Raw genomic sequence first — 26345 nt, 5'->3', positions numbered from 1 at the left:
AAAAACATAAATAATGAAAAAAATTATTTGCACATTGGCATTAGCCGCCTTCATGTTAAGCTTTAAAGCGGCTGCTCAAAGCACTGAAAAAATAAATGACGTTAAAGTCGCTGTCGATCTGGTAAACGTTAAAGATGATAAAGTGATGGTTACCATCACACCTCCTGCTTTCACTACCGAAACGGTAACGTTCCACATCCCTAAAACTGTTCCGGGAACGTATTCTGCGGACAATTACGGAAGATTCATAGACGATGTAAAAGCATTTGATAAAAAAGGAAATGCGTTGGCAATCACTAAAACGGATGAAAATTCGTGGACGATATCCAATGCAAAAAAAATCAGCAAAGTAACTTACCTTGTTAATGATTCATTTGATACGGAAACTTCTGGCGGTATTGGCGGGAAAGATGTTTTTTCTCCGGCAGGAACCAACATTGCGGCCGGCGAAAACTTCATGTTAAACACGCACGGATTTGTTGGATATTTTGAAGGAAAATCCGAATTACCATATAAAGTTACAATTTCGCACCCGGCTAATTTATGGGGTGCAACCTCTTTAACCGACACGAATCCAAGTGCAGACACAGATGTTTTCACCACTTCCCGTTATGCTGAATTGGTTGACCATCCGATAATGTACTCCAAACCGGATTACACGACCTTCAAGGTTGATGATATGGAAATCCTGATCAACGTCTATTCTCCCAACAGCACTTATAAAGCTGCCGATATCGCTCCGGCAATGGAAACCATGATGCGCGCTCAGAAAAAATTCTTAGGACCTGTGAATTCTACTAAAAAATACAGCGTCTTATTGTACTTGTCGGACATGAAAAAGAACGACGCAAAAGGATTTGGCGCATTGGAGCACACGACATCAACAACGGTTGTTATGCCGGAAATGATGCCAAAAGCAGCCTTGTTGGAGCAATTGAAAGATGTGGTTTCACATGAGTTCTTCCACATTGTAACGCCGCTTACCGTGCATTCGAATGAAATCCAGTACTTCGATTTCAACAATCCGAAAATGTCTGAGCATTTATGGATGTATGAAGGAGTTACCGAATATTTCGCTAATCTTTTCCAGGTAAATCAAGGTTTGATTTCCGAAGAAGAGTTTTACAACAGAATGGTTGATAAAATCGAGCAGTCCAAACGTTTTAACGAAAAGATGCCTTTTACAACCATGAGTAAAAACATCCTTGACAAAGAGTATAAAGACTCTTACTATAATGTTTATCTGAAAGGAGCCTTAATTGCGATGTGTATCGACATTCAAATGAGAGAAAGCAGCAATGGAGAAAAAGGTATTTTGGATCTGATGCACGCTTTATCATCGGAATACGGAAGTAAAAAACCATTCAATGATAATGAATTGTTTGCCAAAATCACTTCATTAACCTATCCTGCCGTTGGTGAATTCCTTAAAACGTATGTTTCCGGGGAAACACCAATCCCTTACGACAAATATTTTGCCAAAATGGGAGTAACAAATGCAAAAGTTAAAAAAGCAGGAAATCCTTTCATTAAAGGTCAAACTACACCATATATTACCGTAGATCCAAGCACAAAAGAAATCAAAATCCTTCCGGAGGGCGAATTAAACAAATTCATGACGACACTTGGCTTGAAAAATGATGACACCATTTTAGCAGTGAACGACACCAATTACAATCTGGACAATATCTACGATTTAATTATGGTAAGCTCTGATTGGAAAGAGGGCGATACTATAACTGTAAAAATCAAACGTGCCGGTAAAGAGCAGGTCTTAAAAGGAAAGGTTGCCCTGCCGATGGACGAAGTAGAAGGATACCAGGCCACTGATAACAGCAAAACTAAATTAAAAGAAAGCTGGTTGAAAGGATAATAAATTCCTTTCCAGGACACTAAAATCCCTGACATACATTATTTGTCAGGGTTTTTTATTTGCAGGACAAAGACAGGAAAGACGATTTATTTGATTCCACGCATCCAAGACCCTGCAAACGTTAATTTATAAGCGTTTCAATTTATTTTCTTTACTTTGCAGCGATTAAATAAAAAAGAATGAAAAAAATACTGATTGCAGCTTTTGCCCTTTCGGCATTGGTTGCCTGCGATAAAAAAGAAAGTGAAACAGGTCTGCAGCTTTCCGGAAAAGTGGATGGATTAAAACAAGGAAAATTATACATTCAGCATATAGTTGACACCTCTTTGGTCACTTTAGACAGCATAATCATAAAAGGCGATTCCAACTTTAAAAGCGAAATCCAGATTAGCGAACCCGAAATGCTATATCTGTCCCTGGACCGTGGTGTTTCCAAATCGGCGGATAACATATTACCTTTTTTTGCTGAGCCAGGCAACATGACCATAGAAACTACCTTGAAAGAATTCTATTCAAAAGCAAAAGTAACCGGTTCAAAAAATAACGACCTGTACAATGATTTCAAAAAAATCAGAATGCGTTATAACGACGAACAAAACAAAACATTCAGTCTTTCGTTATTGGCAAAAAAAGAACACAATACACAAAAAGAGGATAGTTTAAATCAGCGTGCCGACAAATTAACGTTGAGAAGTTATCTGGACGCCATTAATTTTGCCGTTAACAACGGAAAATATGAAGTGGCACCTTATATTGCTTTAACCGAAATCTATGATGCCAACATGAAGTATCTGGATACCATTCATAAATCAATGTCTCCGGAAGTAGCAAAATCCAAATACGGAAAACAGCTTACCACTTTCATCATGGAAAGAAAGAAACTGGAACAGACACAGAATTAATACAAAATAAAAAAGCGGCCTTAAAGTCGCTTTTTTTATTTATCATGTTAACTTATCAAATTGGCTAAAAACAAAAAAGGTTTCCGTTTCCGAAAACCTTTTGAGCCGATGGAGGGACTCGAACCCACGACCTGCTGATTACAAATCAGCTGCTCTAGCCAGCTGAGCTACACCGGCAACTATATTGTTGCTTTATGTTTCATGAAATAACCACAATTACTGCGGTAAAAAAATTGAGCCGATGGAGGGACTCGAACCCACGACCTGCTGATTACAAATCAGCTGCTCTAGCCAGCTGAGCTACACCGGCGTCTCAATTCGCTTGCAAATATAGTGGAGTTTTTGAAACTTCCAAACTGTTATCTGCACTTTTTCATGATTTTTTCAGACTACAATTTGTTGATTTTTTCAACCAATTGAGTAGCAATAACTTCCAAATCTTTATTAACTTGTTTCAAATGTGCTTTTTTATTTTCCACATTCTTTTGGTTCACTTTGGTGATCAAACCGTCGAAAGAAGTGATAGCCTCATCAATCAATGCATCAGTTTCAGCAGTTGGTTTTCCTGTTGTAGTCATCTCGTGGATGTAAACCGCTTCAATAATATCTCCCAACACGAAGTTGATGTCTTTTTTTAAGTTTCTTACGCTTGCCATTTTATTTTATTTAAAATTTCGTTTGCAAAATTACAATTATTCTTCAGATAATAGGTTAAGAAATAAATATTTCTAACAGGGTTGCAGAACCAACCAATTCAAAATCAGTAAGTGCTGCAGGCAATAAAACCGTATCGCCCAATTTAAATTTAAATTCCGAGCCGGAATCAATTACAACAGAAAAATCACCTTCTGTACAAACAAGTACCGTAAATGAATTTCCATTTTTAATCATATTCATTTTTCCGTTAAGCGGAATCACATTAGTTGTAAAATAAGGACAATCAACCGCATTATTACTTTGATTTCGCGTTGTTTTATAGTTTCGTCGCGCTTCAACAACATCATAAGTAATTGCCTCTATAGCCTGATCAATATGCAATTCTCTTAAATTCCCGTTAGCATCCGTTCTGTCCCAATCATAAATACGGTAAGTAATATCAGAGGTCTGCTGAATTTCCGCGATTACGGTACCGGCGCCGATAGCATGAATGGTTCCTGTTTCCAAAAAGAAAATATCTCCTTTCTGAACCGGGATTTCTTTCAGAATAGACGGTAGTGTTTTATTTTCCAAATGTTTCAGATACTCATCCGGAGAGGCTTTTTCTTTAAAACCCACAATGATTCTTGCATCCGGTTCCGCCTGAACCACATACCACATTTCTGTCTTTCCAAAGGAATTATGTCTTTTTTGAGCCAACTCATCATTAGGATGCAGCTGGATTGATAAATCTTCTTTGGCATCCAAAAATTTAAACAGTAAAGGAAATTCGGTTCCAAACTGTCTGTAAACATTTGTCCCAACTATCTCTTCCGGAAATTTTGAAATCAAATCGTTGAATGACATTCCGGAATAACCTCCGTTGGATACAATACTGACATCCCCTGAAACCGTAGACAATTCCCAACTTTCACCTATGGTTTCTGTCGGAATCGTTTTATTCAGAAGGGAACTGAGTTTTGTTCCGCCCCAAATTCTGTCTTTTAAAATTGGTTTAAAAACCAAGGGATATATATCAAATTTCATTTACATCAGACTTTTTACCATTTCCACCACCTTAGGGAAATGACTTTCAGCATTCATACTGTCAAAAACCATGCGAACAATTCCTTCTTTATCAACAACATAAGTCACTCGCCCCGGAAGTAGCCCCAATAAATTGGTAGGCACTCCAAAAAGTTTTCGCAGACTTTTATCCTCATCGGAAAGCAGCGTAAAAGGAAGTTTGTATTTCTTTTCAAACTCCTTATGTGATTTCACACTATCTCCGCTAATGCCTATAACTGTAGCTCCCATTTCGGTGAACTCTTCATATTTGTCACGAAAAAAACATGCTTGTCTCGTGCAGCCCGGCGTATCATCCTTCGGATAGAAATAGATCACCAGCACTTTTTTATGCAACACAGAAGCGATGTAAAAATCATGCCCGTTTTGATCTTTTGCACCGAATAACGGCAGCTTATCTCCTACTTTAATCTCATTCATTATTCGCCTGAATAGGTTACAAAATTACGCGGAGTTTCATATAAAACAACCTTTAAGTCATTTTCGGTCGTAATTCGCTTTCGGATCAGATTCCAAATCACTACCACAATATTCTCCGCTGTAGGATTAAGTTCCTGAAATTCAACCACATCAAGGTTAAGGTTTTTATGATCAAAACGTGATTCGACTTCCTCATAAATAATATCAGCCAAATCCTTGATATCCATCACATATCCCGTTTCCGGATTAATTTTTCCGGTAACACTCACAATCAACTCATAATTATGACCATGAAAATTTGGATTATTACATTTGCCAAAAACACGCTCGTTCAGCTCATCCGACCAATCTTTGCGATACAGTCGGTGTGCGGCGTTAAAATGTGCTTTTCGGCTGACAGTTACTCTCATTTAAATTTTGAAATTAGAATTCCGAAATTAGAATTTTAAAGTTTATGATCTTCAAGGAAATGATAAAATTCATCGAATATGATTTTGAACCAAACCGTATAAATATCCGGATTTTGTAACATATCCTCTTTTATGGCTTCTATCGACATCCATTTCCAGTCTTCCACTTCTTCTCCATTTATTTTTGGTGCTTCATTGTAATAGCCGATCATCACATGATCCAATTCGTGCTCGGTCAGACCATTGTCAAAAGGCGCTTTATATATGAAGGAAAAAAGCTCTTTTAGCTCGGTAGTGAATCCCATTTCCTCAAACAAACGGCGTGTTCCCGCCTGAATATTAGATTCCCCTTCCCGCTGATGGCTACAACAGGTATTAGTCCATAATAACGGAGAGTGATATTTCTGATGTGCACGCTGCTGAAGCATTATCTCGTTCTTATCATTTAACACAAATACGGAAAATGCCCTGTGAAGCAATGCTTTTTCATGCGCCTCCAACTTTGGCATCAAACCGATCTGCTCATCATTTTCGTTGACTAATATTACGCGTTCTTCCACGATCAATGTATATGTTTGGTCAAAAATACAAAAAAAGAAATGGTTTCATATAAAGCCATTCCAGTTAATCTGTCAATTCGTTATATTTGAGTTTAGAAAGATAAACCATCACTATGACAATGCAAAAAAACTGGACAAACTGGTTTGAAATACCAGTAAGCGACTTTGAACGGGCCAAAAAATTTTATGAAACGATTTTTGACACTCAAATTGACGATGTAGATTTCGGTCCGCTACGAATGGGAATTTTTCCACATCGGGAAACGGGATGCTCTCTTTGCTATAAAGAAGAATTTTACACCCCTGGAGCCAATGGTCCAGTCGTATACATGAATGCCAATCCTGATTTACAAACCGTTTTAGACAAAATGGAAAGTGCCGGCGGAAAAATTATTGTCCCTAAAAAACAAATTTCTCCCGAATATGGCTATATGGCTATTTTTATCGATAGCGAAGGTAACCGAATGGCTTTACACTCCTCCGAATAATATTTTTTATTTGGTATTACAAATTTAAGACTTCAGCTATTTTCAAAGCGCATTTTTCTCCGTCGATCGCAGCCGAGATAATTCCTCCCGCATAACCTGCACCTTCACCACACGGATACAATCCTTTTATCTCAAGGTGCTCTAAAGTTGTGTTATCTCTCGGAATACGAACCGGTGAAGAAGTTCTGCTTTCCGGTGCGTGCAGAATAGCTTCATTTGTATAATAACCTTTCATGGATTTCCCGAACTGAACAAAACCTTCCCTCATAATCTGTGTTAGAAAACCGGGAAACACTTGCCCTAGTTCTACGGAAGTCGTTCCAGGCACGTATGAAGTCTTAGGAATATCTTTTGAAACTTTGCTTTGCGTAAAATCAACCATGCGCTGTGCCGGTACTTTTTGGGTTTCTCCGGCCAAATGCCATGCCTTTTGCTCGATGGCTTTTTGAAATTCCATTCCCGCCAATGCTCCAAATTTTGCGAACGGTCTAAAATCTTCCAGTTTCAATTCCACCACAATTCCCGAATTGGCGGTAGCCTGATCACGCTTCGACGGCGACCAGCCATTGGTTACCACTTCACCCGGACTGGTAGCACAAGGCGCAATGACCCCACCCGGACACATGCAAAACGAATACATACCGCGTCCGTTTACCTGCTTTACAATAGAATAAGGCGCCGGAGGTAAAAAGTCCCCGCGGAAATCGCAGGAATACTGTATGGAATCGATCAGACTTTGGGGATGCTCAGCACGAACTCCTAAAGCAAAGGGTTTCGCTTCAATCAAAATCTTCTTCCTATCTAACAATTCAAAAATATCTCGTGCGGAATGTCCTGTAGCCAAAATCAACTTCTTCGCTTCGATAACAGTACCATTTTGTGTCACCACCCCTTGGACTTCACTATTTTTTAACAAAATGTCGGTCACACGGGTTTCAAACAAAACCTGACCACCGCATTCGATAATTTTCTCTCGGATATCCTGAATAATCTGTGGCAATTTATTGGTTCCGATGTGCGGATGTGCATCAACCATGATATCCGGAGTGGCTCCGAAGGCAACCAGCAAGGCTAAAATCCGGTCAACATCGCCTCTTTTTTTCGAACGTGTGTATAGCTTCCCGTCGGAATAAGTCCCTGCCCCACCTTCACCGAAGCAGTAATTGGAATCTTCATTCACAATGTGATCCACGTTAATCGCTTTCAAATCCCTGCGACGGCCACGCACATCTTTTCCTCTTTCAAGCACAATCGGTTTTAAACCCAGCTCTATCAATTGCAAAGCAGCAAATAAACCCGCAGGTCCCGCCCCAACAACAATCACTTCCTGAGCATTGGCCACGTTTTTATAATCCGGAAGCTCTATTTTACTTTCAACAATTGATTCGCCCTGAAAAAAAACATCCACTTTCAAGTTGATCTTAATCGCTTTCTGACGGGCATCAATAGAACGCTTCACTACCGAAACATACATAATTTCCGAAGAAGAAACATGCATTAGCTTAGCTAGGTGTTCATTTAACAAAGCTGTATTAGCCGCCACTTCCGGCGCTACCTGTATTTGAAGTTCTCTTGGCATTAATTCTGTTTTGGTTTGCAAACATAAAAAAAGACCTTTAAATAAGGTCTTTTATTCTTTTATTTCTTGATCAATTTTGAAGTAAACTCTCCTTCACTAGTTTTAATCTTGATCAGATATAAGCCCTGATTCAAATCCTGAATATCATATTCATTCTGAAAATTATCTTTAAAAGATTTCACTAATTGGCCATTGACACTGTAAACTTCGACTGCTATAACATCTTGTGTTTCTTTTATAGCTAAATTGAATTTAGTATCAGCAGGATTAGGATAAACGGTGAATTGATTTCTTTCAAATGTCACATTTCCTAAAGCAACACCCACTTCAAGATAATCTGCCAGTCCGTTAGCATTGGTATCATCATCCAGAGGATTAAAATTCCCATTATAATCTTCATTACGGGTTGGCACTCCGTCTCCATCATCGTCATTATCCAAGTAATTCAGAATAGAGTCATTATCAGTATCCAGACCTGTTCTACCATGACGACCAGCTACATATTCATATTGCGTAAGCACGATATCTCCATCATCATCGTTATCGGTAAAATTAGGAATCCCGTCATTATCCGTATCGTCATTTGACAAATTAGTATCGCCATTTAAGTCTTCAGAAGCTGTCGTTACCGTATCCAAATCAAAATCATTGGAACAGTTCACTACTCTTAGATTTACTTCTCTTATATCAGAGCCGTTTCGAGCATAAATCTTCTGATAATCGGCAACAGTATTTGTAAAATTCAATCCTGCAATGGCGTTTGTATTGCTTTGCGCGTCAGACAAAGAACTGTAAAAGTTGACATTTGAAGGATTTGACGAGTTTATACCTTGCTGTGCAACATTCAAATTGAATACGCCTATTCCATCACTTGTATCATCACAAATTGTATAATTATATGGATTTACCGATGCCCCTGTTAAAGGAACATATCTCCATCCCTGATTATGGACTTCCCATTGTCCTCTATTGTGGCTCGCAAAACCATTCGCTCCCGTAGCGTCGATTATACCTGAAACCGCCATTCCGCTATTCCAACTAGCACAAATAGGCTTATCCTTAATTTGAACGTCTACAAAATTAAAAGTTTCATGTAAAACCATCTGAAAGTTACTACGCAAAGTTGTGCATCCATAATGAGGCTGATTATTAAACATTACGATTAACTTTCTATAAGGTGCCGCCCCTACCACTGAAGTAGTGATTGAGCCTACATTACTGGAATTATTCATATCATGAAAAGCACCCAACACCGCATTTTTGACCGGAAAAGAAGTATTTGGCACCGAATAAGAACTAACCCATGGAGCACCAGATCCCGGCGCCACGGCGTTGCCGAAAACTATACAGCCATTTGTACTGATAACATAGGAATTATAATCTATTCCAAAAAAATTAAAATTAAAAGGTATTGAAAAACTCCCGATATAACTGTCGTCTGTAGTTGCTACAGTAGCCGGATTAGACAAAGCATACATCTGGTGTGGAATCTGATTAACGCTATATGGCGTTTGCGCGTCTACCGTTGTAAACAGATTCATACATAAAACCAACGCAAGAATTTGTTTAAAGTAATTTTTCATCATAGGGTTTACGTTTTATATTTGCATCAAATATACTCATTACAAAGTAATTATGCAACGTAAGATAAAACTTATATGGGATTTCCGAGGACCTGGTGCCGCAAAAACTGCAGAACACCATGAAATCCATTTAAAAGAATACATTGAGATAGAAAAATTACCGATTACCATCACAGGATTTCAGATCATAAACGAGATGTATGCGATTGCTTACATCGTAGTGACCGATGAACACATGATTCAGTTGAGAGATGCATTAAAACCACATCGGGGAGAGCTTTATCAGTAGACAGCAGCAGTGGTCAGGCTGCAGACTGCAGAAGGCAGGAAGCAGAATACAGAAAAAGTAATCCGTGTTCAGACAGTTAAAAAAATCCCCGGCTGAATTTTCAACCGGGGATTTTTTTATTTTATCATTTCTGCCTTCTGCCTTCTGCAGACTAATTCGCTACTTCGCTAATAAACTTGATACGCATCAGTCTTAGTTCTTCGGTATCGTAATCACCTTCAAACTCGTCAAGCGCATCCTGTATTTTATCGGAATGTGATTCCATGAAGTAGTCGTGGATTTCTTCCTGTTGGTCTTCATCCAGAATATCATCCAACCAATAATTGATATTTAGTTTTGTACCGGAATAAACAATCTGTTCCATTTCCTTCAGCAGCGTATCCATGTCAATTCCTTTGGATTTTGCAATATCGTCCAATGGCAACTTTCTGTCAATATTCTGAATGATGTACAACTTCAGCGCCGAATTAGCTCCGGTGGATTTCACCACCAAATCATCCGGACGCACAATATCATTATCTTCCACATATCGGGCGATTAGTTCAACGAATTCCTTGCCGTATTTTTTAGCTTTTCCTTCGCCAACGCCGTGAACATTACTCAACTCGTCAATGGAAATCGGATATTTCAAAGCCATGTCTTCCAAAGAAGGCTCCTGGAAAACCACAAACGGCGGCACTCCCAGCTTTTTGGCTACTTTTTTGCGCAATTCCATCAACATACCCATCAATGCTTCATCAGCTGTTCCGGATGATTTCGCAGATGTTACAATTGCTTCGTCTTCCGATTCGCTGTACTCATGGTCTTCCGACATCATGAAAGAATACGGTTTTTTGATGAAATCCTCGCCTTTTTTGGTCAGCTTTAAAACACCATAGGTCTCAATATCTTTGGAAAGCAAACCATCTACTAATACCTGACGGATCAACGCCATCCAGTATTTTTCGTCGTGGTCTTTTCCTTTAGCGAAGAATTTTTGGTTATCTGTTTTATGAGCTTTTATAGTAGCATTGATTTTTCCGATAAGGGTAAAAATCACTTCCTTTGATTTGTATAACTCTTTCGTGTCCCGAACCGTTTCCAAAAGCGTCACCACCTGATCCTGTGCTTCGACTTTTTTCTTCGGACTGCGGACATTATCATCCATGTCGGCTCCTTCACCATTCAAATCGTCAAATTCTTCACCGAAATAATGCAGCAAGAATTTGCGGCGCGACATTGAAGTCTCTGCATAAGCCACTACTTCCTGTAGCAAAGCAAATCCGATTTCCTGCTCGGCCACCGGTTTTCCGGCCATGAATTTTTCAAGCTTCTCGATATCCTTGTAAGAATAATAAGCCAAACAGTGTCCTTCTCCTCCATCACGGCCCGCTCTACCGGTTTCCTGATAGTAACTTTCCAACGATTTCGGAATGTCATGATGAATCACAAAACGAACATCCGGCTTGTCAATTCCCATACCGAAGGCAATGGTAGCCACTACAACTTCCACATCTTCCATAAGGAACATATCCTGATGCTTTGCACGTGTTTTGGCATCCAGTCCCGCATGATACGGAACCGCGCTAATGCCGTTCACCTGCAAAACCTGAGCGATTTCCTCTACCTTTTTACGGCTCAGACAGTAAATCACTCCCGATTTCCCTTTATGCTGTTTGATGAAACGGATAATATCCCCTTCAATGTTTTTGGTTTTGGTGCGTACCTCATAGAACAAATTCGGACGGTTGAACGATGCTTTAAACGTGTTAGCATCTGTCATGTCCAAATTCTTAAGTATGTCTTCCTGAACTTTAGGAGTAGCTGTTGCCGTCAATCCGATAACCGGAATGTCACCCAACTGCTTGATGATAGCTCTAAGATTTCTATATTCCGGACGGAAATCATGGCCCCATTCTGAAATACAATGCGCTTCATCTATGGCCACAAATGAAATGGGCACTCCTTTTAAAAAATCAACATACTCTTCTTTTGTTAACGATTCGGGGGCGACGTATAACAATTTAGTCAAACCGGAAGTAATATCTTTCTTCACCTGATTGACTTCTGTTTTGGTAAGCGAAGAGTTTAAAACATGGGCAACACCATATTCCGAAGACAAACTTCGGATAGCATCCACCTGGTTTTTCATCAAAGCAATAAGCGGAGAAACGACAATAGCCACACCATCCAGCACCAAAGCCGGCAATTGATAGCACAATGACTTACCTCCACCCGTCGGCATTATCACAAAAGTATTGTTCCCAGTAATGATACTTTTGACAACGCCTTCCTGTAATCCTTTGAATTGGTTAAAACCAAAATATTTTTTTAACTCTTTATGTAAGTCAATTTCGCTTGGTTTCATTATTTATTAATAGGTATTTTTACATAAATTTGCAGAGAATAAAGATACAAAAATCTTTAATATTCACAAATTATTAAATTTTCTATTTTGACAGTCAGGGAAACCATTTTGGCCACAGCCAAAAAAACGATATTATCGGAAAGCGAAAGCATTGCCAACCTTATAAACTTCATTGATGATGATTTTGCAAAGGCGGTAGAATTGATCTACCATTGCAAAGGCCGTCTGATCGTAACCGGTATCGGAAAAAGTGCCATTATTGCCACTAAAATGGTAGCCACTTTTAATTCCACCGGAACGCCTTCCATGTTTCTTCATGCCGCAGAAGCCATTCACGGTGATTTAGGAATGGTACAACCGGGCGATGTGATTATCTGCATTTCAAAAAGCGGTAACAGTCCGGAAATCAAAGTATTGGTTCCATTGTTAAAACGTTTTGGCAACACGCTTATCGGGATGACTGCTAACAAAGACTCTTTCCTGGGCAAGGAATCCGATTGCGTTTTGAATGCTCACGTAGACAGAGAATCCTGTCCTAACAATTTGGCACCTACCAACAGTACCACAGCCCAATTGGTTTTAGGAGATGCTTTAGCCGTTTGTCTGATGGAAATCCGTAACTTCGGAAGCGAGGATTTCGCAAAATACCATCCGGGAGGCGCTTTGGGCAAAAAACTATTACTTCGCGTAGTTGATATGCTGGATCAGACACACCGTCCTCAGGTGACTCCTGATTCCGATATCCGACACATAATCATGGAGATTTCCGAAAAACGTTTAGGTGTTACGGCAGTAGTTGAAAACAACCATGTGGTAGGAATCATAACCGACGGTGATATCCGAAGAATGCTTGAAAAAAGAGACAGTTTTGGCGATTTGACCGCTAAGGACATCATGACCAAAAATCCGAAAACAGTTCAGCTGTCAGATATGGTGGTAGATGCTTTCAACACTATGGAAAACTACTCCATCACGCAAATGATTGTTACTGAACAAGATCAATACAAAGGAGTACTTCACATTCATGACATTTTAAAAGAAGGAATTATATAATGGCCGCAGACAAACCCGGAAAAGAAATGTCTTTTTTACAACATCTGGAAGAATTCAGATGGTTGTTGGTTCGAAGTACTATTGCTATTCTGATAGGCGGTTGTGTTGCTTACTATTTCAGTGATTTTATTTTCGACACCGTAATCTTCGGCCCGAAAGACGGCAATTTCATCACCTATCGTTTCTTTTGCGATATGGCCAACCAATATGATTTAGACAAAAGTTTTTGCATTCAGGAACTTCCGTTCGAACTGCAAAACAGAACCATGGAAGGACAGTTTTCCATGTTGATATGGACTTCCATTACGGTAGGATTCGTAATCGCCTTCCCTTTCATTTTATGGGAATTGTGGAAATTCGTAAGCCCTGCCCTGTATGAAAAAGAGCGAAAAAATATCAAACTTTTCATTTTCATCGCTTCTATTCTGTTCTTTATGGGAGTCGCTTTCGGATATTTCGTATTAACTCCGCTATCGATTAACTTCTTAGCCAACACTACGATAAGTCATCATATTAAAAACGCCATTGACGTGGAATCCTATATCGGATTGGTAAAAACCACTTCGCTGGCAACCGGACTTGTGTTCGAGTTACCGATTGTGATTTACTTCCTGTCCAAACTCGGCATTGTCAGTCCGAAATTCTTAAGGGATTATCGAAAATATTCCTACGTAATAATCCTGATTATTGCAGCGATTGTCACACCGCCGGATGTTATCAGTCAGACGATTGTATCCATTCCGCTGATCCTTTTATATGAAGTGAGTATTTTCATATCGCATTTCGTGACCAAAAAAGAACAACTGAAAACCACATAATTATGGCTGATTTAGTAAAAGAATTCAACGACTATCGTTCCAAAATGAACGAAAAACTGTTAGCCGACAACAACAAGATCGTTAAACGTATCTTCAATCTGGACACTAACGCTTACGCGGAAGGCGCTTTGGATGTAAAAACCAAAGAGCTTTTAGGACTGGTGGCTTCTGCTGTTTTACGTTGTGATGACTGTATCAAATACCATTTGGAAACCTCATACAAAAATGGCATCACAAAAGAAGAGATGATGGAAGCCATGGGAATTGCCACATTAGTTGGCGGTACCATCGTGATTCCGCATCTGAGAAGAGCTTACGAATTCTGGGAAGCATTGGAGAACAATTAGACAATTTGAAAATGAGGTAATTTGAAAATGACACAACTCGAAAAAAAATTACCATTAAAACAATTTGTTAATTATTAAACCTGATAATTTTATTCTTCTTTAATTTGCTAAACATTTGATTTATGCACCCATATCATTTGGCACATTTTCAAATTTTCAAATTTTCAAATTACTTTTATGAAATTAAGAGCCGAAAATATAATTAAAACCTACAAAGGACGAAGCGTGGTAAAAGGCGTTTCAGTAGAAGTGAATCGAGGAGAAATCGTAGGTTTATTAGGTCCGAACGGAGCCGGAAAAACCACTTCCTTCTATATGATCGTTGGTTTGGTAAAGCCCAATGCCGGTAATATCTATCTTGATGACACCAATATCACTGATTTCCCGATGTACAAACGCGCCCAGCACGGAATCGGATATCTGGCTCAGGAAGCTTCGGTTTTCCGAAAACTAAGTATTGAGGATAATATTTTAAGCGTACTACAACTTACCACTCTTTCTAAAAAAGAACAGGAAGCAAAAATGGAATCATTGATTAATGAATTCAGCTTGCAGCACATCCGCACCAACAGAGGTGATTTACTTTCCGGAGGAGAGCGTCGTCGTACGGAAATTGCCCGTTGTCTGGCTACCGACCCGAAATTCATTTTATTGGACGAGCCCTTTGCAGGAGTTGACCCTGTAGCGGTAGAAGACATTCAGCGCATCGTAGCCCAATTGAAAAACAAAAACATCGGAATTCTTATTACCGACCACAATGTACAGGAAACGTTGGCTATTACCGACAAAACCTACCTGATGTTCGAAGGAGGAATTCTTAAAGCAGGAGTTCCGGATGAGTTAGTGGAAGATGAAATGGTACGACGTGTTTATCTTGGTCAGAATTTCGAATTACGTAAAAAGAAACTGGAGTTTTAATCTCTCGATTATAGTAAACAGAAGCCTCAAACATCAAAAATGAGGCTTTTTTTATGCCTTTACAAGGCAAAAAAAATCGAAAACAACACAGTTTAACTACTTAATCGTCAACCCTTTCAAATCCTCACTATTCCCATTAAACACATTCACATCCACCATACCGGGAATGCCTGGAATTTGCGCTTTTTCAGTAAACTGCCAAAACAGCCAGTCTTTTTGGATCCGTTCCACAAAAAAATTATAATTGGCAATCCATAAAGGATAACCTTTAAATTCTTTCCTCAGAAAATCAGCATAATAACTCTCACACGAATAAATTATCGGTTTCACTTTATAGTGCTTTTCCACATGAACCAACCAACGGCGCAATCCTTTTTTCAGATCATCGATAGATTGATTGCGGGGTAGTTTTTCAATATCGAGTACCGGAGGTAAATCCCCTTTTTTAAGTTTTACGGCCCGGATGAAATTTTCAGCCTGGGTAATTGAATTTTCGTTCGGACGGTAGTAATGATAGGCGCCGCGAATAAAATAATTAGATTTGGCAGCTTCCCAGTTTTCCTTGTAACGGGAATCTGTTTTTGAACTTCCGGCTGTAGCGCGGATAAAAACGAAAGACAACGGGAAATCATCTTCTATTTTGTCGATTTTTGCCCAATCGATCTTTGATTGGTATTCGGAAACATCAAAACCGATCTGATGGGTATCGTGACGGCTCAATACTTCGAAAATACGAATATCTTCTATTTCACGCTCTTCCCTGGTAAGTTCGCTGACATTTCTCTCGGTTTTAAATCCCAAGTAATAAAGAATCCCGTTTCGGTAACTATATAAAACACCAACAAGAAGAACGACAAAAAGCACCCCAAAAGTAAACATCATCAATTTCCCCAAAGGAGTTTTAGATGTTTTTGAAGATTTTGTGCGGGATGTTTTTTTCGGCATGGATTTCCTTGCTGAAACGCGTTTCATGAATTAAACCTGCTTGTTTAAAACCGTATTGTTTAGCACTGAAAGCAATACATAAAACAGAATGATCATTGGAATGGCCAAAAACTGAAAAACTGCCAATAGTACTACGCAAACTGCTAAAAACAGCACCTGAAGTTTATTTTTTTCCCAACTGAAGTACTTTACTTTCAATGAAAACAATGGAATTTCAGCATTTAAAAGATAAGCACTTAAAAAACTCAATCCCACTAAGAAATAAGGGTTACTCAAAATATCCGTAAGCCATTCATAATCACTGAAATACATGATCATCGGAATACTCATTATTAAAAGAGCGTTTGCCGGTGTTGGCAATCCGATGAATGAATCGGTTTGTCGTGTATCGATATTGAACTTTGCCAAACGGTAACACGAAGCAATTGTAATTATAAAACCAATGTAAGGCACTATAGCCATGTAGTGTGTATCAGGTGTTAAAGTATAAATATCCTGGTTCTCCTGAATACCAGATAAAAGCTTGTACATCACTAATCCCGGTACCACACCACTGGTTACCATGTCGGCAAGCGAATCCAGCTGTACCCCTAATGGACTTTGTGCATTAAAAACGCGAGCAAAAAAACCATCCCAAAAATCAAAAAAAATACCCAGACACACTAAGGAAAATGCCTCACGATAACTACCATTGAAAGCATGGATCAAGGCCAAAAGTCCGGCAGTAAGATTTAAGAACGTGATAAAATTTGGGATTTGCTTTTTAAATGACATACTTTTTCTTTTTAAACTGACACAAAGTTATACAATAAGTTCATATAAAATGGAGTTTAGTATTTGAGATTTTTGATTCGTACAAAAAAGTTGTTGATGCTATATAATTAATTGGTAAGTCATTTTGGGAACGATGTGAAAGAATGTTTTTTAATGACCGTTTCATCATATTATATTATATTTGCCCGACGCAGAAATGATAAAAGACTTAACAAGGTTATTTGTAAACAATTATCGATCTCGCCTTTTCACGCTAGCAATTAAAATGACTTTGAATAAGACCTACCTTTTATTGGTGCTTTTTTTCTCGGTAACCACTTACTCTCAGGCTGTTAGAAAGTATTCTAATGAGTTTATGAGTATTGGTGTAGATGCTGCAGCTTTAGGTATGTCGAATGCAGTTGTATCTCATACTGCTGATGTTAACTCAGGTTATTGGAATCCGGCCGGTCTTTTAAAAATGGAAGACAAACAGGTTTCTTTGATGCACGCGAGTTATTTTGCCAATATTGCCCAATATGATTATGCTGCATTTGCAATGCCGATCGATGATCGCAGTGCGCTCGGTGTTTCCTTTATCCGTTTTGGGGTGGATGACATCTTAAATACTACACAACTTATCGACAGTCAGGGCAATGTGGATTACAACCGAATCAGTTTGTTTTCAGCTGCTGATTATGCCGTTACTGTTTCTTACGCCCGGGCTTTACCTGTTCAGGGATTCAATTATGGTGTAAATGCAAAAATCATCCGTCGTGTCATTGGCGATTTTGCAAGCTCCTGGGGATTTGGCTTTGACTTAGGTCTGCAATATGAAAGCCAGGACGAGTGGAAGTTCGGATTAATGCTGCGCGACATCACCACAACTTACAACACGTGGGCTATAAACGAAGAAGAGTACAAAAAAATCAAGGACGCCGTTCCCGGAGAGAATCAGGAAGCCCCTGAAACATCTGAAATCACTTTACCTAAGGCACAATTAGGACTGTCCAAAAAGTTTATTTTCCACTACGATTACAGCCTTTTGGCAGCAGCAAATTTAAACATGCAGTTTGCCAGAACAAACGATATCATTTCAACCGATGTTGTAAGTATCGATCCAGCCATCGGATTTGAAGGCGGCTACATCGATTTGGTTTTTCTTCGCGCCGGCGTTGGAAATTTCCAAAACATTACTGAAATAGACAATTCAAAAAAAGTGAGTTTCCAACCTAATATAGGTATCGGATTCAAATACAAAGGCATTCAGGTGGACTATGCATTGACCGATTTAGGCGATCAGAGTGCCGCACTATATTCCAATATTTTTTCCTTAAAAGTTGACTTAGGTATTTTCAGATAATGGCATCACAGTTTTCCTCCAGAACGATTTTTAGTTATTTACATCTACTGTTCACGTTATCTTTCTTTTCCGTAGCCAAGGCTCAGAACGATTCTTTATCCGACAATGCAGCCATCAGTATTCTTACTTGCGGAACAGGTGCCGAACTGTATTCTTTATACGGACACACAGCATTACGGATTAACGACCCGGTGAACCATATCGATATTGTTTACAATTACGGAACGTTCGATTTCAGTACGCCGAATTTTTACGGGAAATTCATAAAGGGAGATTTGCAATACTTTGTATCCACAAGCAGTTTTGCCGAATTCAACTACAATTATGTGTATGACAACCGTGATATTTTAGAACAAAAGCTAAATCTTTCACATGATCAAAAGCAAAAAATCTACAATGAACTAAGTGATGTTCTTGCCTCCGAAAAACGATTCTATACTTATAAATTCATCGACAGGAACTGCACCACTATGGTTCGCGATGTCATCAATAATGTGCTGGAGCATCCTATTTCTACAAATGTACCAGATACACAGAAAAAATACCGTCAGATTCTTTACGATTATCAGACCGATAAGTTTTACGAGAATTTGGGCATCAACCTAATGTTCGGCGCCAAAACCGACAGACAGTGCGATCAATTGTTTCTTCCGATCGAATTACTGGAAGGCATCGAGCATACAACAATCAATGGTAAAAAATTAAGTGACACGACCGTAACTGTTTTTAAGAGTCAGGAAACCGGTGGAAAGAAATCCGTTTGGAATAACTTCTACACTTTTGCCGTACTTCTGCTGGCGGTCGCGTATTTTGCTTATAAAAAGCGCGCGGTTGCCATCGCATTTCTGTTGATTGCCGGATTATTTGGACTTTTCATTTCTCTTGTCGGATTATATTCGCTTCATCAGGAAGTATTATGGAATTACAATGCATTATTATTGAACCCGATCTACATCCTTATAATTCTTTTTGCATGGAGAAAAAACACGGTATGGACCAATCGATTGGTTTTCCTAGGTTTCGGATGCATCGGAATTTACCTAGTTTACATGCTGAATAAAGCCCATCTGATCATGATGTTGCCGATTGTTATTGTGGCAGTCGTTTCCCTCTTTAAAGTGAAGAAATTCGGCGGTCTAAACTAAAGATCCATATTACGTTATCCTACACTCGTTTTAGAATATCATTATAAAAAATAAGATACAGAAACAAGTTCAGCATGACGGGAAAATTACGAGTTCAGCATATCGGGAAATTCACATACACCTTTATCTCGCTGAAAGAAATAGCTCTGGAGCACCAAATATGAAGAATGTTTTTGCTGCCTTCTACCTTCTGATTACTGCCCCCTGAAGAACAAGACCGTACTAAGTGTTTTCAAAACGATGTTTACATCCAGGAACAGACTGCGGTGTTTGATATAGTACAAGTCGTATTGAAGCTTGATTAAGCTGTCATCAATAGTTTCCCCATACGAATGCTTTACCTGAGCCCAGCCGGTAAGTCCGGGTTTAATAACGTGTCGGGTTTGGTAAAAAGGCATAATTTCCGCAATCTGGTTTACGAAGACCGGACGTTCGGGACGCGGACCGATAACAGCCATATCACCTTTTAAGATGTTTATAAACTGGGGAAATTCGTCTATTCGGGTTTTTCGCAGGAACTTTCCGAAAGGAGTTATTCTTGTATCATTCACCGTCGCAAAAACGGCTCCATTGCTTTCCGCATTGATGATCATTGAACGGAATTTGTAAATTTTAAACGGTACACCGTTTTTCCCAACGCGTTCCTGAGAATAAAGTAAAGGCCCTCTGTTAGCGACAAAATTACCAATTATCAGCAACGGTAAAAGCAACAAACCAACCGCTAGTCCAAATACTGAAACCACCATGTCAAACAAACGGATAGAGTACAGATAAAGTTTATTCTGATTGCTTCTGCTGAATGGAAAATACTTGTAAAAATCCTTTTCGGTAAATTGTACCGGAAGTCGGTTAGTACTGTTTTCGTACACCTGGGAATACTCGCGGATAACAATTCCTTTCTCTAAAAAAAGAAGCAATTTATCGTATATCTCAACCGGTACATCTTCATTGCTCTTATTGGCGATTACGATTTCCGCAATAGAATTTGACAGAATAAATTCCTCCAGAGAACAAGGAAGTATTTTTGTAAGATTAACTATTTTTTTTGAGGATTCCTTAGTGCTCAGATACCCCACCACCTTATAGTTGGGGTCAGCTTTTTCAAGTTCGTGCACCAAACTTTCCACCGTTTTATCATCTGCCAGAAAAAGGACTTTTTTATAAAAGTGGTGTGAGGCCAGGAATTTCTGGTAAAACATTCTCCATAAAAACAACGTCCCCAAAATAGCCACATAGAAAAAGATGATCTGTAATCGGTTTTTTGGAAGCGGGGGCGTTAAAATTGGTGTTAGCAAGTAAACGGAAACCGTAGCGGTAGCGCTTAGTATTATGCTTTTTATGACCTGAACCTGATTTCCCGCCACCTGGAGATTGTACATTTCGAATATTGTTCCGAAAAACAAGATGTAGAATGTCAGCACAAATGTCCAGTAATAACTGTGTATGGAAATGTTGAAGTAATCAAATTTCAAATAAACACCAAGAAAATACAATGCCAGTAACACTAACAGCACATCAAAAGCCCGAAGAAGAATCTTCCGCTCGGATATTTCAAAATGTATTTTTTTGCTGTTAGTCATCGTCATTTCGTATCAGCGCAAATTAACAAATTATTATATAGAAAAGCACTAGTATGTAACAATTAACAAAATAATTGTTGCATCCCTATAAAGACAATCCTTTTAATGATTTCCAAGCAGCAATTCGTTCCAGGACAATCTGACTTTCTCCCAGTCCCAACTTTCTGCTTTTTTTCGGGCATTTCGCACAATAGACCGAACCTCATCAGGATTTTCAATCAGGTATAGCACTGCATTCGTCATAGCTTTAACATCGTCATCGTTCACTAAAAATCCTTCTTCCTTATCTTTCAGCAAAAAAGGAATACCTCCCACATTTGTTGAAACCACAGGTAATCCCAAAGCCATGGCTTCCATTACGCTTACAGGGGTGTTATCTAAATGTGTTGTATTTATAAAAATATCGCTATCAGCAGCAATCGCAATCCATTCCTCTTTAGCAAGTCGGCCGGTAAAAAAAACAGTGCAGTTATTTTCTTCAGCGTACGCTTTGCAGATTTCCATGCTTCCGTCTCTGTCGGGACCTATCATGTACAAAGTAGCCTCTGGATAGGATTTTTTGACTTCTGTCAAAACAGCAACTGCCATTTTAGGGTTATATATTTTATCGAAAGCGCGTACCCATAGTAGTTTTGGAGCAACTTCCCCTCTTTCTTTATACGTATACTTATGAAGTTCAACGGTATTGGGAATATATATTACGTTTGTAAAACCGTACTTTTTAAACGCTGCGTAGAGGTAATTTGAGGGAGCAACATTCTTGTAGGCGTTCCCAAACAGCATTGCGGATAACTTTGGGTTATTCTTCAATCGTATTGGTAAATTCCCGCCATGGAGTATCGGGATGTACTTTTTGGACAACAGACGACACAATTGACTTACCAGAAAAGCAAACCAAAACCCGAAAGTGCTGTAGGTATCTATGAGTACAAAATCGACCTGTCTGCGGTAGCGTAAAACAGAGATAAGCATGTCGAACAGTCGAAGCAGCGGATTTCTTTTTTCCGAAGCATAAAAAACAGTGTAGCCCTCGCCGGACAGTAAAGTTCCTAACGTTTCGATTGTCGTCACATTGGCTCCCTTCCCCGAAAGCTTATTCCCTATGTACAGTAGGTTCTGGTTCTTCAATGGTATAAACATTTAATAACGAAAGTGCGTAGATAAAAGCAGGGGCGGCCAATCGCATTGCGGCATGGTTGAGGGTCAGCAGCCAGAATATTAAAAACGGCAGCGTGTAGACATTATAATTGACTTCTTTTTTAAAGAAAATGACAATGGGTGTCAAAAATAATATGAGCAACCCTATAAGACCAAAACTACCATGTTCTCCTAACATTCGCGTAAGTTCATTATGAGAATTAACTCCTTGCTCATATCCGATGCCTCCATTTCTAAGTTCCCTTCCTCTTCCTACACCAACACCAAAAACAGGATTTTCCTGAAACATCTTTATCTCACTCTCCATAATTTCTTCCCTACCGGTCATCTGCGATTTTTTCTCTCTCCCTAAGGCATCTTTATTTGCATATCGGTTTTCGATAAGTCCGCTGGTTTGACTTGAGGAATAGGTCCAAACTGCTGCAAAAATGAAAAAAGAAATAAAAACAAAAGCGACTAAAGTATTTTTCGCCCGTGAATTAATCAGTCGGTAAACAACAAACAGTAAGATGGCGATCATTGCCACGCTTGTCATCATCCCTCCACGTGAAAAAGTAACTAAGCCTCTAAAAGAAATATAAAACAATAAGGCTAAATTGACTGCGAACAACAAACCTTTTTTAGACTCAAGCAACAATCTGCTAAAAAAAATAAAGCTGCCCAATCCTAATATGGTTGAAACCTGATTAGGACCAAAACCTCCTGAGGTTTCGAAGTTTGAAGATGTTCCCGTAACTGCGTCTTTTATACTCGGCGTATATAGAAACAAATAAAAAGTCGTAGCTACAATCGGCAATCCAATTGCTAAAAGCAAATTATTAACCTCTTTAAAAGTTAATCGTTTATCATAACAATACAGGCATGAAATTGCTAACAAAACAGGTCCAAACACATTAAAAATCAGGTTTTTCCTAACATCCGTCTGCAGACTCAAAGTATAAGAACCTATTATTACGCTCGGTAGTAACAAAACCATAAAAAACAGATAGATCGAAGCTTTTCGGGACATCCCACTGAAAAAAATACCCAATAAGCAGAAAAAGGCAATGCCGTATTTGGCAAATTCCAAAATAAAATAACCTCCGGTCATCCTGTGCAGTACTTCTCCGCCCATTAGATATCCGCATACATAAAGCACTTCGTTGTTTTTATTTTCGTTTTTTAAGACCCAAAAAAAACCAAGTACGGCGACAATCGGTAAATACAATTTCCCCAACGGCTTAATGGTAAAGACTGCCAATGCAATTAAAAAATGCAGTAATATCAGCCCTATGTAATTTCTTTTTAGCTCCAAAGTCTACCCTTGTTTAATAACGTAAAATATTTTTCTAAAATAGCTTTTTCAGCGTAATTTTCGAGTATCTTTTGATTTAAATTCTGCCCCCGCTTTTCCCGCTCCGTACTCTCTTCAATTAAATTGCAAAGTGCTAGGTAAAAAGCCTCCACATCTAAGTTTTCAATTAAAAAACCGTTTTCTTTCGTAATAATACCGGCAATTTCCCCGACATTGGTAACCACAACAGGTAATTTATGAAAACCGTATTCCAATAAAGCTACCGGCAACCCTTCTGATTTAGAAGTCAAAACCCCTATTGTACTTTGATTCAAGATGTTTGAAACATCATTTCGGGAACCATAAATAAAAACCGTATCCTGCAATCCGTTTTCGGTTATTGCTTTTTTGATCGCTTTGGAATAGCTGTCATTAAAATCTTTTCCGACCAAATGAAAACTCCAGTCCGGATAGCTTTGACGTAATTTTCGGGCTACTTCCACTAACAGAAAATGATTCTTCTGCGGCCGTAAGTTAGCCAGACAGACAATCCTTTTACCATTAAGACCACTTAAAAAAGTTGTTGCTGTTTCTGCTTGTTTCTCTCCGGTAAAATTGGGCAGATACCCTATTTCTTTGCAATGCAAGTTTGCTTTTCCCCACTCCAACAACTGATTATTCACGACAATTATCCTAAAAAAAAGAAATGAGGCCATTTTCAGAACGCCAGCTTTTCGCTGCTCCAAAAACTCGCTGTTGCCATAATGGTCATGCCAGACAATCCTGATTTTGGGATAAATCAGTTTCAACATTACGGCCAGTAAAAATGAGCTACTGTGGGCCTGAACAATTTCAACTTTGTTCTGTATAATGTACTTTCTAAAAACGAAAAGCGCTTTTAAATCGATGGTCTTTTTTCGTCCTAAAAACTGATAATGGACATTTGGCGCAATCTGCAGTTTCAGATCACCTTCTTTTCTGGTGGTAATGAGTCCCGAAAACGCAATATGATTAGCCAAAGTATTCGCATACGTAACAGCCATCTGTTCTGCTCCACCAGTTTCCAAGCTATCAATCAGTTGTACAATGCGCATGACTTAAAGTAATAGGTGCAAAAATAGAAAAATAGACAGGAACTGCAGAAAAACTTTTCGACATCTATCTGTGAAGAAAACCCGCAATTTCCCGTTCAAATTTATCCAGCGTGAATTCTCCGGACCACAGCATTCCTTCCTCCGCCATTTTCTCATAAACCGAGGGTTGCTCAATCAATTTCATAATTTGATCCACATCCGTATTTGATTCTTGCGAAAGCAGAATACCTCTGATGCCTTCGCCAAGCATATAGGGCACGCAGGAAATCCTGGTCGAAAGCGGCACACATCCCCAAAACATAGCCTCGGCCACGACTTTTGGCCATCCTTCGCTTTGAGATGGCAAGATCATGAAGTGGCTGGTTTTATAGGCTTCCTGAATTCGTTCGGATGGTTGATTTCCATGCAGGACAACGCAATCTGATAAATTATGTTTCAGAATATAATCCTCAAGAATGATCCTTTCAAATCCTTCACCAAAAATATCAAGACCCGCCTGTATTCCTTTAGCTTTTAATCCCGCAATTAATTCGACTGCATAAAGAGGTTTCTTCCCTTTCGACAAAGTCCCTACAAAAAGAAAACGCAAAGGTTCGTTTAGCTTTCTAACAGCGGTCACTTTCTTGTCCGATTCTTTGTACGTGGCCGTAAAAAAAGGAACTATATTTTTTGTACTGCCTTCCCATCCTCCGTAAACAAGAACTTTTATGTTTCTGGTTAAAAATGTGTTGCTTAAAATCGATTTTTGGAGACGGTAACTCCAAGGCTGTTTGCTGTTAGGGTCCCAATTTCCGGCATATTTAGCTGTTTTTGGCACATTTGGAAAGAAAATCTGAACCATGCATCCCAATAAACCGACATTCCCGGGACAACGCAAATGGATATGATCGGCACGTCGCATCGCTTTATAAATCAAAACCAAATTACACAGTACGAAATAAAAACTTCTTATAAAATCCAGAGGAGCTTTTATATTAAAATCTTTAAGCGCTACGGGAGCAATAGTTTTGAATTGGATCTGAGACACCAATAAGCCTCTGTCTGTCTCCCAAATGGGACAGCAAAACTGGACTTCATCTGCATATTTAGCCCACATACCCATTTCTTTCACGTAGGGTCCGTAAGCCAACCATTCTTCTTTATGCGGGATTATCGGAGCCGCAGATACTATCAATAATCTCATTATATATAGCCCTCCGAACCTTTCGCAGAAATTACAACTGCAGGCACGCCTACAACGACATTATTCAGTTGTACATCCGATGTAACCAAAGAGCATGCACCAATGACCACATTATTTTCTATCGTGATTTTTCCGGCCACAACCGAATTTGCTCCAATATAGACAGAATCACCTATTTTAGGCACACCTCTTCGATCTCCTTTCCCGGAAACCCCTATCGTAACACCTTGTGATATATTGCAGTTATTACCGATAATGGCGTTTGAATTAATTATAATACCTCCAAAATGCCCTATATAAAAAGAATGCCCTATGGATACGGATGCGGGAATTGATATTCCGGTTATGATTTCTATTATCTTTTGCCAGATCAGACAAATAAAAAGCAAAATCTGTCGGATTACCGGTATCTTAATTTTTCGGAAAATCGCATTAGCTATTCGATATTGAAAAATTGCCCAAAATCCCTGAGTAAAAAAAATTATCGCTAAAAAACTACCTCCGTATTTTCTATATTTATTATAATCGGAACTTATCATATA

26 protein-coding genes and 2 tRNA genes are annotated in these 26345 nt (G+C 39.0%); 10 read left to right on the top strand and 18 right to left on the bottom strand.

The window, feature by feature from the left end; translation table 11 throughout:
* The first annotated feature begins 13 nt into the window (after positions 1-13).
* Together AC3E9U_RS10760 and AC3E9U_RS10755 are read left to right on the top strand one after the other, a co-directional pair.
* The gene (locus AC3E9U_RS10760) at positions 14-1873 is read left to right on the top strand and encodes a M61 family metallopeptidase (protein WP_488746908.1); all 1860 of its coding nucleotides are present in this window, start codon (positions 14-16) and stop codon (positions 1871-1873) included.
* A 179-nt stretch (positions 1874-2052) separates the two neighbouring features.
* A complete protein-coding gene (locus AC3E9U_RS10755; RefSeq protein WP_488746907.1) occupies positions 2053-2775 on the top strand; it encodes a DUF4369 domain-containing protein in 723 nt (240 codons plus the stop codon).
* A 103-nt stretch (positions 2776-2878) separates the two neighbouring features.
* On the opposite strand, the gene AC3E9U_RS10750 is transcribed toward AC3E9U_RS10755, so the two are convergent.
* From AC3E9U_RS10750 to idi, 7 genes are all read right to left on the bottom strand, one after another.
* Positions 2879-2952, bottom strand: a tRNA-Thr gene (locus AC3E9U_RS10750).
* A gap of 59 nt (positions 2953-3011) precedes the next feature.
* Positions 3012-3085, bottom strand: a tRNA-Thr gene (locus AC3E9U_RS10745).
* 79 nt (positions 3086-3164) lie between these two features.
* A complete protein-coding gene (locus tag AC3E9U_RS10740) occupies positions 3165-3431 on the bottom strand; it encodes a hypothetical protein (protein WP_325202424.1) in 267 nt (88 codons plus the stop codon).
* Between the two features lie 55 nt (positions 3432-3486).
* Positions 3487-4458: a type I phosphomannose isomerase catalytic subunit gene (locus AC3E9U_RS10735; RefSeq protein ID WP_488746906.1), complete on the bottom strand. Its 972-nt coding sequence runs from the start codon at positions 4456-4458 to the stop codon at positions 3487-3489.
* Complete coding sequence (locus tag AC3E9U_RS10730) at positions 4459-4917, bottom strand: peroxiredoxin (RefSeq protein ID WP_488746905.1); 459 nt, start codon at positions 4915-4917, stop codon at positions 4459-4461. It abuts the gene before it with no gap.
* On the bottom strand, positions 4917-5327 hold the full coding sequence (locus tag AC3E9U_RS10725; protein ID WP_488746904.1) for a 6-pyruvoyl trahydropterin synthase family protein: 411 nt from the start codon (positions 5325-5327) through the stop codon (positions 4917-4919). The genes AC3E9U_RS10730 and AC3E9U_RS10725 overlap by 1 nt, the downstream gene beginning before the upstream one ends.
* A 35-nt stretch (positions 5328-5362) precedes the next feature.
* Complete coding sequence (idi, locus tag AC3E9U_RS10720) at positions 5363-5890, bottom strand: isopentenyl-diphosphate Delta-isomerase (protein WP_488747156.1); 528 nt, start codon at positions 5888-5890, stop codon at positions 5363-5365.
* Between the two features lie 110 nt (positions 5891-6000).
* Here idi and AC3E9U_RS10715 point away from each other — a divergent pair, with 110 nt between their 5' ends.
* A complete protein-coding gene (locus AC3E9U_RS10715) occupies positions 6001-6375 on the top strand; it encodes a VOC family protein (RefSeq protein ID WP_488746903.1) in 375 nt (124 codons plus the stop codon).
* Between the two features lie 16 nt (positions 6376-6391).
* Here AC3E9U_RS10715 and AC3E9U_RS10710 read toward each other — a convergent pair whose 3' ends face one another.
* Both AC3E9U_RS10710 and AC3E9U_RS10705 read right to left on the bottom strand, forming a co-directional pair.
* Positions 6392-7954, bottom strand: a complete 1563-nt coding sequence (locus AC3E9U_RS10710; RefSeq protein ID WP_488746902.1) for an NAD(P)/FAD-dependent oxidoreductase — start codon at positions 7952-7954, stop codon at positions 6392-6394.
* A gap of 59 nt (positions 7955-8013) precedes the next feature.
* A complete protein-coding gene (locus AC3E9U_RS10705; RefSeq protein ID WP_488746901.1) occupies positions 8014-9540 on the bottom strand; it encodes a T9SS type A sorting domain-containing protein in 1527 nt (508 codons plus the stop codon).
* A 49-nt stretch (positions 9541-9589) separates the two neighbouring features.
* On the opposite strand from AC3E9U_RS10705, the gene AC3E9U_RS10700 reads away from it, so the two are divergent.
* A complete protein-coding gene (locus AC3E9U_RS10700) occupies positions 9590-9826 on the top strand; it encodes a hypothetical protein (protein ID WP_488746900.1) in 237 nt (78 codons plus the stop codon).
* Positions 9827-9977: 151 nt separating this feature from the next.
* Here AC3E9U_RS10700 and recQ read toward each other — a convergent pair whose 3' ends face one another.
* Positions 9978-12173 (bottom strand): DNA helicase RecQ, encoded by a 2196-nt coding sequence (gene recQ / locus AC3E9U_RS10695; protein WP_488746899.1) that lies wholly within the window; start codon positions 12171-12173, stop codon positions 9978-9980.
* A gap of 87 nt (positions 12174-12260) precedes the next feature.
* Between recQ and AC3E9U_RS10690 the strand changes: the two genes are divergently transcribed.
* The 4 genes from AC3E9U_RS10690 (at position 12261) to lptB (ending at position 15309) form a co-directional block, all read left to right on the top strand.
* Complete coding sequence (locus AC3E9U_RS10690; RefSeq protein ID WP_488746898.1) at positions 12261-13226, top strand: KpsF/GutQ family sugar-phosphate isomerase; 966 nt, start codon at positions 12261-12263, stop codon at positions 13224-13226.
* A gap of 26 nt (positions 13227-13252) precedes the next feature.
* The gene (tatC, locus tag AC3E9U_RS10685; RefSeq protein ID WP_488747155.1) at positions 13253-14044 is read left to right on the top strand and encodes a twin-arginine translocase subunit TatC; all 792 of its coding nucleotides are present in this window, start codon (positions 13253-13255) and stop codon (positions 14042-14044) included.
* A gap of 2 nt (positions 14045-14046) precedes the next feature.
* Entirely contained in the window at positions 14047-14391 is a 345-nt protein-coding gene (locus AC3E9U_RS10680) for a carboxymuconolactone decarboxylase family protein (RefSeq protein ID WP_488746897.1), read from the top strand.
* A 177-nt stretch (positions 14392-14568) separates the two neighbouring features.
* Positions 14569-15309, top strand: coding sequence for an LPS export ABC transporter ATP-binding protein (gene lptB, locus AC3E9U_RS10675; RefSeq protein WP_488746896.1), 741 nt, complete (start codon positions 14569-14571; stop codon positions 15307-15309).
* 96 nt (positions 15310-15405) lie between these two features.
* Here lptB and AC3E9U_RS10670 read toward each other — a convergent pair whose 3' ends face one another.
* Positions 15406-16281 (bottom strand): glycoside hydrolase family 25 protein, encoded by an 876-nt coding sequence (locus AC3E9U_RS10670; RefSeq protein WP_488746895.1) that lies wholly within the window; start codon positions 16279-16281, stop codon positions 15406-15408.
* 3 nt (positions 16282-16284) lie between these two features.
* On the bottom strand, positions 16285-17028 hold the full coding sequence (locus tag AC3E9U_RS10665) for a CDP-alcohol phosphatidyltransferase family protein (protein ID WP_488746894.1): 744 nt from the start codon (positions 17026-17028) through the stop codon (positions 16285-16287).
* A 265-nt stretch (positions 17029-17293) separates the two neighbouring features.
* Between AC3E9U_RS10665 and AC3E9U_RS10660 the strand changes: the two genes are divergently transcribed.
* Both AC3E9U_RS10660 and AC3E9U_RS10655 read left to right on the top strand, forming a co-directional pair.
* Positions 17294-18370: a putative type IX sorting system protein PorV2 gene (locus AC3E9U_RS10660; protein WP_488746893.1), complete on the top strand. Its 1077-nt coding sequence runs from the start codon at positions 17294-17296 to the stop codon at positions 18368-18370.
* Positions 18370-19515, top strand: a complete 1146-nt coding sequence (locus AC3E9U_RS10655; RefSeq protein ID WP_488746892.1) for a lipoprotein N-acyltransferase Lnb domain-containing protein — start codon at positions 18370-18372, stop codon at positions 19513-19515. Before AC3E9U_RS10660 ends, AC3E9U_RS10655 begins: the two co-directional genes overlap by 1 nt.
* A 194-nt stretch (positions 19516-19709) precedes the next feature.
* Here AC3E9U_RS10655 and AC3E9U_RS10650 read toward each other — a convergent pair whose 3' ends face one another.
* The 6 genes from AC3E9U_RS10650 to AC3E9U_RS10625 all read right to left on the bottom strand — a co-directional run bounded on the left by AC3E9U_RS10650 (position 19710) and on the right by AC3E9U_RS10625 (position 26342).
* Positions 19710-21095, bottom strand: coding sequence for an exopolysaccharide biosynthesis polyprenyl glycosylphosphotransferase (locus AC3E9U_RS10650; RefSeq protein WP_488746891.1), 1386 nt, complete (start codon positions 21093-21095; stop codon positions 19710-19712).
* Positions 21096-21197: 102 nt separating this feature from the next.
* The gene (locus AC3E9U_RS10645) at positions 21198-22223 is read right to left on the bottom strand and encodes a glycosyltransferase family 4 protein (protein WP_488746890.1); all 1026 of its coding nucleotides are present in this window, start codon (positions 22221-22223) and stop codon (positions 21198-21200) included.
* The gene (locus AC3E9U_RS10640; protein ID WP_488746889.1) at positions 22189-23547 is read right to left on the bottom strand and encodes an O-antigen ligase family protein; all 1359 of its coding nucleotides are present in this window, start codon (positions 23545-23547) and stop codon (positions 22189-22191) included. The genes AC3E9U_RS10645 and AC3E9U_RS10640 overlap by 35 nt, the downstream gene beginning before the upstream one ends.
* Positions 23538-24620 carry a glycosyltransferase gene (locus AC3E9U_RS10635; RefSeq protein ID WP_488746888.1) on the bottom strand — a complete coding sequence of 361 codons (1083 nt, stop codon included), beginning with the start codon at positions 24618-24620 and terminating at the stop codon, positions 23538-23540. Before AC3E9U_RS10635 ends, AC3E9U_RS10640 begins: the two co-directional genes overlap by 10 nt.
* Before the next feature lie 64 nt (positions 24621-24684).
* Positions 24685-25803 (bottom strand): glycosyltransferase, encoded by a 1119-nt coding sequence (locus tag AC3E9U_RS10630; protein WP_488746887.1) that lies wholly within the window; start codon positions 25801-25803, stop codon positions 24685-24687.
* The gene (locus AC3E9U_RS10625; protein ID WP_488746886.1) at positions 25803-26342 is read right to left on the bottom strand and encodes a serine O-acetyltransferase; all 540 of its coding nucleotides are present in this window, start codon (positions 26340-26342) and stop codon (positions 25803-25805) included. Before AC3E9U_RS10625 ends, AC3E9U_RS10630 begins: the two co-directional genes overlap by 1 nt.
* Between the last annotated feature and the right edge of the window lie 3 nt (positions 26343-26345).

The organism is Flavobacterium sp. 21.1 (assembly GCF_057801535.1).
Note: the sequence above shows the minus strand (reverse complement) of the source record. Positions and strands in the feature narration are given on the sequence as shown.

Excerpts from the sequence above, each read along its gene's own strand:
- AC3E9U_RS10760 (WP_488746908.1), top strand. The coding sequence starts at position 14 with ATGAAAAAAATTATTTGCACATTGGCATTAGCCGCCTTCATGTTAAGC.
- AC3E9U_RS10755 (WP_488746907.1), top strand. The coding sequence starts at position 2,053 with ATGAAAAAAATACTGATTGCAGCTTTTGCCCTTTCGGCATTGGTTGCC.
- AC3E9U_RS10740 (WP_325202424.1), bottom strand. The coding sequence starts at position 3,431 with ATGGCAAGCGTAAGAAACTTAAAAAAAGACATCAACTTCGTGTTGGGA.
- AC3E9U_RS10735 (WP_488746906.1), bottom strand. The coding sequence starts at position 4,458 with ATGAAATTTGATATATATCCCTTGGTTTTTAAACCAATTTTAAAAGAC.
- AC3E9U_RS10730 (WP_488746905.1), bottom strand. The coding sequence starts at position 4,917 with ATGAATGAGATTAAAGTAGGAGATAAGCTGCCGTTATTCGGTGCAAAA.
- AC3E9U_RS10725 (WP_488746904.1), bottom strand. The coding sequence starts at position 5,327 with ATGAGAGTAACTGTCAGCCGAAAAGCACATTTTAACGCCGCACACCGA.
- AC3E9U_RS10715 (WP_488746903.1), top strand. The coding sequence starts at position 6,001 with ATGACAATGCAAAAAAACTGGACAAACTGGTTTGAAATACCAGTAAGC.
- AC3E9U_RS10710 (WP_488746902.1), bottom strand. The coding sequence starts at position 7,954 with ATGCCAAGAGAACTTCAAATACAGGTAGCGCCGGAAGTGGCGGCTAAT.
- AC3E9U_RS10705 (WP_488746901.1), bottom strand. The coding sequence starts at position 9,540 with ATGATGAAAAATTACTTTAAACAAATTCTTGCGTTGGTTTTATGTATG.
- AC3E9U_RS10700 (WP_488746900.1), top strand. The coding sequence starts at position 9,590 with ATGCAACGTAAGATAAAACTTATATGGGATTTCCGAGGACCTGGTGCC.
- recQ (WP_488746899.1), bottom strand. The coding sequence starts at position 12,173 with ATGAAACCAAGCGAAATTGACTTACATAAAGAGTTAAAAAAATATTTT.
- tatC (WP_488747155.1), top strand. The coding sequence starts at position 13,253 with ATGTCTTTTTTACAACATCTGGAAGAATTCAGATGGTTGTTGGTTCGA.
- AC3E9U_RS10680 (WP_488746897.1), top strand. The coding sequence starts at position 14,047 with ATGGCTGATTTAGTAAAAGAATTCAACGACTATCGTTCCAAAATGAAC.
- lptB (WP_488746896.1), top strand. The coding sequence starts at position 14,569 with ATGAAATTAAGAGCCGAAAATATAATTAAAACCTACAAAGGACGAAGC.
- AC3E9U_RS10670 (WP_488746895.1), bottom strand. The coding sequence starts at position 16,281 with ATGAAACGCGTTTCAGCAAGGAAATCCATGCCGAAAAAAACATCCCGC.
- AC3E9U_RS10665 (WP_488746894.1), bottom strand. The coding sequence starts at position 17,028 with ATGTCATTTAAAAAGCAAATCCCAAATTTTATCACGTTCTTAAATCTT.
- AC3E9U_RS10660 (WP_488746893.1), top strand. The coding sequence starts at position 17,294 with ATGACTTTGAATAAGACCTACCTTTTATTGGTGCTTTTTTTCTCGGTA.
- AC3E9U_RS10655 (WP_488746892.1), top strand. The coding sequence starts at position 18,370 with ATGGCATCACAGTTTTCCTCCAGAACGATTTTTAGTTATTTACATCTA.
- AC3E9U_RS10650 (WP_488746891.1), bottom strand. The coding sequence starts at position 21,095 with ATGACTAACAGCAAAAAAATACATTTTGAAATATCCGAGCGGAAGATT.
- AC3E9U_RS10635 (WP_488746888.1), bottom strand. The coding sequence starts at position 24,620 with ATGCGCATTGTACAACTGATTGATAGCTTGGAAACTGGTGGAGCAGAA.
- AC3E9U_RS10630 (WP_488746887.1), bottom strand. The coding sequence starts at position 25,803 with ATGAGATTATTGATAGTATCTGCGGCTCCGATAATCCCGCATAAAGAA.
- AC3E9U_RS10625 (WP_488746886.1), bottom strand. The coding sequence starts at position 26,342 with ATGATAAGTTCCGATTATAATAAATATAGAAAATACGGAGGTAGTTTT.